The 10,308-nt window shown below is 35.2% G+C and carries 6 protein-coding genes; 4 read left to right on the top strand and 2 right to left on the bottom strand.

Features of this window, described 5'->3' with window-relative positions:
- Positions 1 to 31: 31 nt before the first annotated feature.
- Complete coding sequence (locus ACZ0AH_RS10465) at positions 32 to 946, top strand: PorP/SprF family type IX secretion system membrane protein (protein ID WP_463475744.1); 915 nt, start codon at positions 32 to 34, stop codon at positions 944 to 946.
- A gap of 92 nt (positions 947 to 1,038) precedes the next feature.
- Here the strand turns inward: ACZ0AH_RS10465 and ACZ0AH_RS10460 are convergent, their stop codons facing one another.
- Both ACZ0AH_RS10460 and ACZ0AH_RS10455 read right to left on the bottom strand, forming a co-directional pair.
- Positions 1,039 to 2,964, bottom strand: a complete 1,926-nt coding sequence (locus ACZ0AH_RS10460) for a glycoside hydrolase family 97 protein (protein ID WP_463475743.1) — start codon at positions 2,962 to 2,964, stop codon at positions 1,039 to 1,041.
- Positions 2,965 to 3,217: 253 nt separating this feature from the next.
- The gene (locus ACZ0AH_RS10455; RefSeq protein ID WP_463475742.1) at positions 3,218 to 4,243 is read right to left on the bottom strand and encodes an aldose epimerase family protein; all 1,026 of its coding nucleotides are present in this window, start codon (positions 4,241 to 4,243) and stop codon (positions 3,218 to 3,220) included.
- A 136-nt stretch (positions 4,244 to 4,379) separates the two neighbouring features.
- Between ACZ0AH_RS10455 and ACZ0AH_RS10450 the strand changes: the two genes are divergently transcribed.
- The 3 genes from ACZ0AH_RS10450 (at position 4,380) to ACZ0AH_RS10440 (ending at position 10,156) form a co-directional block, all read left to right on the top strand.
- Positions 4,380 to 5,288 (top strand): AraC family transcriptional regulator, encoded by a 909-nt coding sequence (locus ACZ0AH_RS10450; RefSeq protein WP_463475741.1) that lies wholly within the window; start codon positions 4,380 to 4,382, stop codon positions 5,286 to 5,288.
- A gap of 128 nt (positions 5,289 to 5,416) precedes the next feature.
- Positions 5,417 to 6,826 carry a sugar porter family MFS transporter gene (locus tag ACZ0AH_RS10445; protein WP_463475740.1) on the top strand — a complete coding sequence of 470 codons (1,410 nt, stop codon included), beginning with the start codon at positions 5,417 to 5,419 and terminating at the stop codon, positions 6,824 to 6,826.
- Positions 6,827 to 6,844: 18 nt separating this feature from the next.
- A complete protein-coding gene (locus ACZ0AH_RS10440) occupies positions 6,845 to 10,156 on the top strand; it encodes a DUF5107 domain-containing protein (protein ID WP_463475739.1) in 3,312 nt (1,103 codons plus the stop codon).
- Positions 10,157 to 10,308 lie beyond the last annotated feature (152 nt).

Below are 10,308 nucleotides of genomic sequence, written 5' to 3'. Positions count from 1 at the left end.
CTAAAAATTGTTATATCATAACTATAAAGACATGAATACAATCAAAAATAAATCGATGAGGCTAATCCATATCCACACTATTCTGTTTCTGATATTATTAGGGACAAATACAGCGCAGGCACAAATAACGGAATTTCAGTCTATGTATTTTCAAAATCAGTATATAGCGAATCCTGCTATGGCCGGATTAGAAAAAGGACTGAATGCAAATATGGCCTATCAGGGACAATTAAATTCAGTTCCCGGAAATCCTGTGCTGATGAATGCAACTGTTGATTATAATTATGGAAAAAGAGTGGGTCTTGGATTAAACGCCAATAATGACGAGGCCGGATTGATTAACAGAACCAGGATCATGGCTACTTACGCCTATCATTTGCCTCTTAATGATGAGCAAAAATTAAACTTTGGGTTATCTGTAGGGGCCAAATTTACCTCACTAGATTATGATAAAATAATTGGTAATCCTGACGATCCATCTGCTCAAAACTACAATGAAGGCGGCGCTTTAGATGGTGATTTCGGAATCTCTTATACCACTAAATTATTAACCATTCAGGGTGTACTTCCTAATCTTAATGGTCTTTTTCTGGAAGATGATGAAATTATAAAAAAATACGTCGATCGTCCGCTTTTTTATGCCTCTGCAAGTTATAAAATATATGTATCAAGCCGAATAAATGACTTCAATATAGAACCTCTCGTTGCTTATCGAAACTTTAGAGGATACAGAGATATCCTGGATGTTGGAGGGCGTTTTAGTATGCCGGAGTACAAAATAGATTTCACCGGAATTTATCATAGTAATGAAATTATTACCAGTGCTTTTGGTATAAAAATAGAACAATTAGGCATCTTTTTATCCTATTCTAAATACATTGGAAATTCAGGCGCTTACGCAAATGACACTTTTGAAATCGGAATTAACTATCGATTTTTAAATTAAAAATAGTTTTTATTGTTTGGAAGTTAAGAAAAAACCTGTTCATTAATGGAACAGGTTTTTTTATTATTTTCTCTTTTTAATAGAATCCTGAATTACTTTATAAACTGAATAATAAATCCTCCTTTTGGAGCTAAATTATATTTCCAGTTTGAAGTTAAAGGATATGTTTCCACTTTAAATTCCATTAAAGCATCTGTTCCTTCAGAGATAATTCTGAATTTTGAAAAGCCCTTGCCGTATTTCTTAAGATCAATCGAAATTGGCGATGCTGTATTCGTACCATTTATCCCAACAATATAAGAAAGATTGTCTTTCTGACGAGATAAAACGATTGCTTTACCCGGTTCTGCAACTATATAATTTGTTTTATCCCAAGTCGCAGGCATTTCTTTTAATAAATTTTTAAGCGCATCAGGAAGTGAATTAAAAACCTCTTCCGAATCTGCAAAATGAATAACGCCTGAGGTATAAATCATAGCCATCGCCAACTCATGAACTGCCGTATTTAAACGTGTATATTTTCTAAAAGTCAATGCAAAAGGTGTATAATCAGCGGGTCCGGCTACGTTTCTTGTAAAAGGTAAAACTGTATTTTGTTCAGCTGCTTTTTCTGGAAATCTTGGCTCATAAAAATAACTCTCAGTCCCTAAAATAGCTTCTGCCGTTACAAAATTCGGCCATGTTCTGTGCCATCCTCTTGGAACTGTTGTACCGTGCAAGTTTACCAATAAATGTTCTTTGGCTGCATCTTCAAAAACGCCTTGCAACACTGCCATAACCTCTTGTCTATCAGAACACCAAAAGTCTATTTTAACACCTTTTACGCCCATTTGAGCCAATTCTCTAAATCTCTTTTTCCTCTTTTCTGAATCAAAATACTCTGCCGAATATCCCCAAACTAATGGTTGAACGCCTTTAGACAAAGCATAATCAATAATTTTTCCTTCTTTATTTGCCTTTTCCCATCCGGCATCAAAAAGCGTGTATCTAAAACCAAATGAAGCCGAAACATCCGTAAACTTATTATACATTTCAGGTGTAAAATCATCAGGATGTGACCACCATGACCAGGCTGCTTTTCCCGGTACAATCCACGAAGTATCTTCAATTTTAGAGGCTGGAGCCAAATCTGTAATCATAGTCGATAATAAAATATCTCCTGCTTTATCACCAATTATGATCACTCTCCAAGGCATTGTCCAAGGTAAATTTGATTCAGGATAAGCGTCTTTATCCGGCAAAGGCAACGTAAATTTTTCGTCTTTTTTAGCAAATGCAATGCTGTAAATTCCATCCTTAGAATCCGGTTGTAAATGACATCCGGAGAATGAACCATCCGTTCCCGATTCTGCAATTAAAACCCAGTTTTTAGTATTGTTTACATTAAAAAGCGCTGGCATACACCAACCAACCGATTCATTTCGCGCACCACTTATTGGATCACCCGATTTTACATTTACATAAAAATCTTCATAACCCGGCGTATAATCTCCCGCTTTATTATACGGTTGAAGCCAGCCTTTTGCATTCTGTTCGATATGAAATCCTGTAATTTCATTTTTAAGAACTCTCTTTTGCGGCTCTTTGTCGGTGAATTTATATCGAAAAGCAACTCCTTGTTCGCCCGCAATTAAATCGATTGTCATCAAAGCACCTTGTTGGTTTTTAAAAGTTATGCTTTTAGTTTCAAAAAGATGGTCGGCAACTTTATTACTGGCAACTTTAAGCTCATATTCTTCGCGTTTTTCTTCAATTGGCGAAACTTTCACAACGGACAAACCAGATGTAAAATCATTGTTTTCGAAAGTTAAACCCAGCGGAGAATCTAGAATTATGGTTTTATCCTTGCGGGTAACTTTATAAGACAGCTTTCCTTCGACCAAAGACAAAGTAATTTTATTTAGATTATCCTTGGATTTCAGATCAAGTCCTTCGTTTTGTGCTTTACAGTTTACCTGAACAAAAAATAGTGCAGGCAGCAGAAAACTTAAAGAGCGATGAATAAACATTTTTTTCATTAATATAGTTTTTAGAGATTAGTTTTTAAAGTTTATTGGTTTGTAAAGTTTTTTAGCAAAGTTTTTTAGCCACGAATTCACGAATTAATTTTTGCAAGTCGTGGCAGAAAAAAATCATTTTAATCCTTACAATCTGTGGCAAAAAAATAACGTGAACAATGTTGTACGCTAAGTTTTTTTTAGCCACGAATTCACGAATCAGCACGAATTAATTTGTGAAAATTTGTGTAATTTGTGGTAGAAAAAAATCATTTTAATCTGTGGCATATTTTGGAATCATAACATCAAAAGCATAAGTAATCGTTTCGTTATAAACTTGTCCTGATCCAAATATTGTATTCGGAAAATGAGCATGATTAGGACTATCCGGATAATATTGGCATTCTAAACAAAGTCCGTCAAAAGCTTCATAAAATTTGGAATGATCGCCAATTGTTTCACTATTTAAATAATCTCCGGTATACAATTGTACGCCTGGATAAGAAGTAAATACACGCATGAGTCGCCCTGATTTTTCATCGAATAATTCACAGACTTTATCCCTTTCCAAAATATAATAGGTATTTAAACCGCCATTTTTCATCACATCGCCTAATTTGTAATTCAGAAATAAATAATCATCAGCGGGAATAATTTTTCCTGTCGGAATATAATCTTCCGTACTTTCTAAGATATTATTCGATTGAATGTTGAGGTAATGATGGTGTATTTTTTCGGCGCAAGCGGATAAATTAAAATAAGAATGATTCGTAAAATTTAACGGAGTTGGTTCATCGGCTACAGCCAAAAATTCAATTTTAAGTTCGTTTTTATCCGTCCATTTATAAATGACTTTTGCATTTAAATTTCCGGGGAAACCGCCTTCTCCACTCTTACTTTCTAAAGTAAAAATCACAGAATTGTCTTTTACAATAAAATCGAATACTTTAGTATTAAATCCAGCCGAACCACTATGATTGTTGTTGTTTCCATCATTTTTATCCAAATGAAAAGTTTTATTTCCGATAGAAAATTCGGCATTATTGATTCTGTTGGCAAAACGTCCAACTGTTGCTCCTATATAAGAAGTGTCTTTTAAATACCCTTCTAAAGTTGGAAATCCAAGAACTACATTTTCTTTATTTCCGTTTTTATCCGGTACTACTATGGACTTTACTATGGCTCCATAATTAAGCAGTTCAACGTAATTTCCGTGAACATTAATTAGTCGGAATTTAAAAATTTCTTTTCCTTTATATGAACCAAAAGGCTCATAAGTAATAGTATCTGAGAGATTCATATTGTTTTATAAAAATGGTAAAAACATTATCTGCATAATAGTATTTCAAATGTAACTTTGATTATTTGTATCAAAATGGACATTTTTTCTAAAAACATGGATTAAATTACGATATTTGAAAAATAGATTCTAAAAAATGAAGAATTCATCACAAAAGGAAAAGATAAAAGTTAAGGAAGGCTTTTTAGGCCAACGCATGATTGTGATCCCTAAAAATATACTTTCGGAAATAAAGAATAATGGACTTATATCAAGTTTATATTTTACTGATATTGGCGTTTTCCCAAATGCAAGTCATCACTCGATAAAACGGAAGCACGGAAGCAAACAATATATCCTGATTTATTGTTATAAAGGTGAAGGCATTATTAGTAAAGAAAACAAAACTATAACGCTCAAGGCGAATACCTTTTATATAATACCGCCGGAAGTGGCACACGATTATTATGCGCTAAAGCAAAATCCGTGGAGTATTTACTGGCTGCATTTTACGGGACCACAAGCACCACATTTCTACGAAAAATTCACAACCGAATTTCCTGAAACTGCTCCACAATTATCATTGGAAGAAAGACGTATTGAACTTTTTGAAAACATACTCGATGTTATGGAAGACGGCTACAGTGCCAGTAATCTCGAATATGCCAATCTCTCGTTATGGCAATTACTGAACGCTTTTTTATATGAGCGATTCTTTATCAAAAAAAACAGGAAATTTTCAGAGGATAATACTATTGAGTCCGCAATTGATTACATGAAAAAGCATTTGGATTTATCCTTAAAAATCAATGATGTAGCGACTTATTTCAACTATTCATCTTCGCACTTTTTTACCTTGTTTAAGAAGCAAACAGGCTATTCACCCATACATTATTTCAACTATTTAAAAATGCAGAAAGCCTGTCAGTATCTAAGCTTCACTACTATGAGTATAAAGGAAATAAGTTTTGCTTTGGGGTTTAATGATCCGTTGTATTTCTCTCGTTTGTTTAAGAAAATAATGAGTACTTCGCCTATTCAATATCGCACAGAATACAAGCAGTAACGCAATTGTTTTCGTATTTTAACACAGAGCATTAAAAAATCAGATTATAATCCATCTATTCAAAAAAAATATCCATAATTCGAAGGTTCCTATTCCGCTAATTTTACAAAAGCTATTAAAACCTTTTTATGAAAAATTACAATTATACCTTTTTACTATCAATTAGCCTTGTTGCAGCCTTGGGCGGTTTACTCTTTGGTTACGACTGGGTTGTAATAGGTGGTGCAAAACCATTTTACGAAATTTATTTTGGCATTTCAGATTCTCCGGCACTACAAGGCTGGGCAATGAGTAGTGCACTTGTGGGCTGTGTTTTGGGTGCAGCCGTTGCCGGAAAACTGGCAGATACTTACGGAAGACGCCCTATGTTGATCGTTGCAGCAGTATTATTCTCCGTATCGGCAATTGGAACCGGAGCCTCAGAAGCTTTTACGATTTTTATTATCTGGAGAATTATTGGCGGAATCGGAATTGGAATTGCATCGACAATTTCTCCCTTATATATTGCTGAAATCGCGCCACAAGAAACCCGCGGACTTTTTGTATCCATCAACCAACTTACCGTAGTTATTGGTATTCTTGCCGCGCAAATTACTAATATGTTGATTACCGAAGTTATTCCGACTGGTTATTCTCATGCTGAAATTCTGGCTTCCTGGAATGGACAAATCGGTTGGAGATGGATGTTTTGGGCAGGATTTTTTCCGGCAGTATTATTCTTTATTTTAATGTTTTTGATTCCGGAAAGCCCAAGATATTTGGCTAAAAAAGGAAATCACGATACAGCAGAAAAAACACTTACTAAAATTGGCGGATTAGCATACGGCAAAGAAGAAATTGTAAAAATAAAGGAAACCTTCACACACGAAACTGAGAAAACTGATTTCAAAATGATATTGGATAAAAAAGCATTACCCATACTTGTAATCGGGATTGTTTTGGCCGCTTTTCAGCAATGGTGCGGTATTAATATCATCTTTAATTATGCACAGGAAATCTTTATTTCGGCGGGTTACAGCATCAATGATTTGTTCATGAATATTGTAATTACCGGAAGCATCAACCTTATTTTTACGTTGGTTGCTATGGGAACTGTTGACAAAATTGGGCGTAAAAAACTAATGCTTTTTGGCTCAGCCGCTCTTGCCATAATCTATGCTTTATTGGGTTATTTTTATTATACAAATGTTACCGGTTTCCCATTATTATTATTGGTATTATTAGCCATTGCAATCTACGCGATGTCCCTCGCTCCTATTACTTGGGTAATTTTATCTGAAATTTTCCCTAACCGAATCCGTGGTGTTGCGATGTCTGTAGCCACATTTGCACTCTGGATCGCCTCTGCGCTTTTGGTACAAACCTTCCCCATTTTCAACGAATATCTGGGCACATCAGGCACTTTCTGGCTATACGGAATTATCTGCGCCCTAGGATTTGTGTTTGTATTTAAAAAACTTCCTGAAACCAAAAACAAAAGTCTTGAAGAGATTGAAGAACTGATGGTTTCTGATAAAAAATCAAAGAATATTCAATAATCTAAATTTCATTACATCATGCAAAAAGTAAATGTTTGGAAGGAAAAAATAATCCTGCCAACCTATGAGGTGGGCAAACCTGAAAAAAATCCTGTATTTATTGAAAAAAGAGTGTATCAGGGAAGTAACGGATCTGTATATCCTTATCCGGTTATTGAAAAAATCGCAGACGAAAAAATCGATAAAGAATATCAAGCCGTTTATCTTGAAAATGAGTTTGTTAAAATAATGATCCTGCCTGAACTTGGCGGGCGCGTTCACATGGCGTATGATAAAACCAAAGAACGTCATTTTGTATATTACAATCAGGTGGTAAAACCGGCTTTGGTTGGACTTACAGGTCCTTGGATTTCGGGAGGAATCGAATTTAACTGGCCACAACATCACAGACCAACCACTTTTGATCCGGTTGATTTTACAATTGAAGAACACGATGACGGAAGTGCAACAGTTTGGTGCAGCGAAGTCGAGCGTATGTTTAGAACCAAAGGTATGGCGGGATTCCGATTATATCCTGATAAAGCTTATCTGGAAATCAAAGCACAATTATATAATAGAACATCATTTCCTCAAACCTTTTTATGGTGGGCAAATCCTGCTGTTAAGGTAAACGATGATTATCAATCGGTTTTTCCGCCGGATGTAAATGCTGTTTTTGATCATGGTAAACGTGATGTTTCGTCTTTCCCGATTGCAAAAGGAACGTATTACAAAGTAGATTATTCGCCGGGAACTGATATTTCGCGTTATAAAAACATTCCGGTTCCAACGTCGTATATGGCGATTGCATCCAAATATAATTTTGTGGGCGGATACGAAAATGATTCAAAAGGCGGATTATTGCACGTTGCAAACCACCATGTTTCTCCGGGAAAAAAACAATGGACTTGGGGTCACGGCGATTTTGGTCGTGCCTGGGATCGTAACCTGACCGATGAAGACGGTCCTTATATTGAATTAATGTGTGGCGTTTACACGGATAATCAGCCTGATTTTACTTGGATTATGCCGGGTGAACAAAAAGATTTCACGCAATATTTTATGCCTTATCGCGATTTAGGAATCGTGAAAAATGCGACCAAAAATGCGATGGTAAATCTGGAAACTATCGACAATAAATTGGTTATAAAAGCTTATACAACGGGCGTTTATCCGAATACTACGGTTACATTAAAGAATAATGATACTGTTTTATTCCAAAAACAATACGATGCTTCGCCATACAATTCATTCGAAGAAACGATTGATTTCGAGCATACATCTTTAGAAGGATTATCGATTTCCGTAACTGATGCTGATGATAAAGTTTTGGTTGATTGGATTTATGAAGGTCCAAATGAAGCCGAAATTCCTGAAGCTGCAAAACCCGCTCTTGCTCCGGAAGATATCGAAAATAACGAACAATTGTTTTTAACTGCTCAACATTTAGAACAATACAGACACGCCACTTACAGCCCGATTCCATATTATAAAGAAGCAATAAAACGTGATTCCGGCGATATTCGTTCGAATAATGCGATGGGATTATGGTTGATGCGAAGAGCAAAATTCACAGAAGCTGAACCGTATTTTAGAGCCGCTATCAAAACATTAACACAAAGAAATCCAAATCCTTATGAAGGTGAAGCTTATTTCAATTTAGGATTGTGTCTTAAATATCAGAATAAAAATCAGGAAGCTTACGATGCTTTCTACAAATCAACGTGGAATGCGGCCTGGCAAAATCAAGGTTATTTTTATGTTGCCCAACTTGATGCTTTAAATGGTGATTTGGAATTGGCTTTGACACACATTAAAAAAGCGATTTCTAAAAATACCGAAGATCATAAAGCCTTGCATTTGCAAGTTGCCTTTCTTAGAAAATTAAATCATAATGAAAAAGCGCTTCAATTGGCGAATACTTATTTAGAAAATGATTGTTTTAATTTCGGATTGCTTTACGAGAAATACCTTTTAAGCAATGACAAAAAAGACCTTGCGTATTTCAATTCATTGATCAGAAATAATATTCATACGTATATAGAATATGCTTTAGATTATGCTGCAGCAGGTTTATATCATGAAGCTGTAAATTTATTATCTGAAGGTTTAAAAGACGAAGAAACGTATCCAATTGCGTGGTATTATGCAGGTTCTTTTTATGAGAAATTAAATGATTTCGGTCAAGCCGAAAAGTGCTTCAAAATGGCTTCTCAGGCAAAACCGGATTACTGTTTCCCAAATCAGGTTGAAGCTGCGTTGGTACTTCAAAACGTAATTCAGAAACAAATCAATGACGCAAAAGCATTGTATTATCTAGGAAACTTTTGGTACGCTTCAAAGTTCTATGACGATGCTATTTTTTGCTGGGAACAATCTGTCACGATAGATGATTGTTTCCCAACTGTACATCGTAATTTGGCTTTGGCGTATTATAACAAATTAAAAAATGAACAAAAAGCGCTTTCTAGTTTAGAAAAAGCATTTTCGTTAGACGTAACAGATTCCAGAATTTTAATGGAATTAGACCAATTGTACAAACGTTTGAACAGAGATTTAGTTTTCAGACTGGCTTTCTTAGAAAAACATTTGGAATTAGTAATTCAGCGTGATGATGTTTATTTAGAAAGAGTTGCTTTATATAATCTTCTCGGAAAACACGACAAAGCATTAACCTTATTACAAAACCGAATTTTCCATCCGTGGGAAGGCGGCGAAGGAAAAGTAAGCGGACAATATCTGGTTGCTTTAACTGAAATTGCCAAAAATCAAATCTCTGAAGGAAATTATGATGAAGCAATCGAAAACTTAGAACAAGCTCAATTTTATCCTGATAATTTAGGTGAAGGAAAATTACCCGGCGCACAGGAAAATGATATTCATTACTGGTTGGGCGTTGCTTTCGATAAGAAAAACAATCCTGAACAAGCTAAAAACTGGTGGAATAAAGCAACACAAGGATTAGACGAACCAACGGCAGCGATTTTCTATAATGATCAGCAACCGGATAAAATTTTCTATCAGGGCTTGGCTTTCTTAAAATTAAACCAACAATCTGAAGCTGATAAACGTTTTGAAAAATTAGTCGCTTACGCTAAAAAGCACCTGAACGATCATGTTACAATCGACTATTTTGCAGTATCGCTTCCGGATCTTATGATTTGGGAAGATGATTTAGACAAACGCAACAAAATTCACTGTTTGTACATGCAGGGATTAGGACTTTTAGGTTTGGATAAAAAAGCCGAAGCTGAGGAAGTTTTTGAAAGCGTTTTATCCGAAGAAAAAAGCCATTCCGGAGTTACGATTCATTTGTCTTTGTTGAAGAATGAAGAATCGGTTTCTATATAATTGTTAATTGTTGATGATTAATGGTTAATTCCTGAAACTAAAAAAAGGTTTGATGATTAATTTCATCAAATCTTTTTTATTGGGATTAATTCTAGTGTCACGAATTATTTGATTTCTTTTTTTGAATAGACTCCTGCTTTAGCTGGAGTAAT

The organism is Flavobacterium sp. AC105 (assembly GCF_979258495.1).
This window is presented reverse-complemented; position numbering and strand designations above follow the sequence as displayed.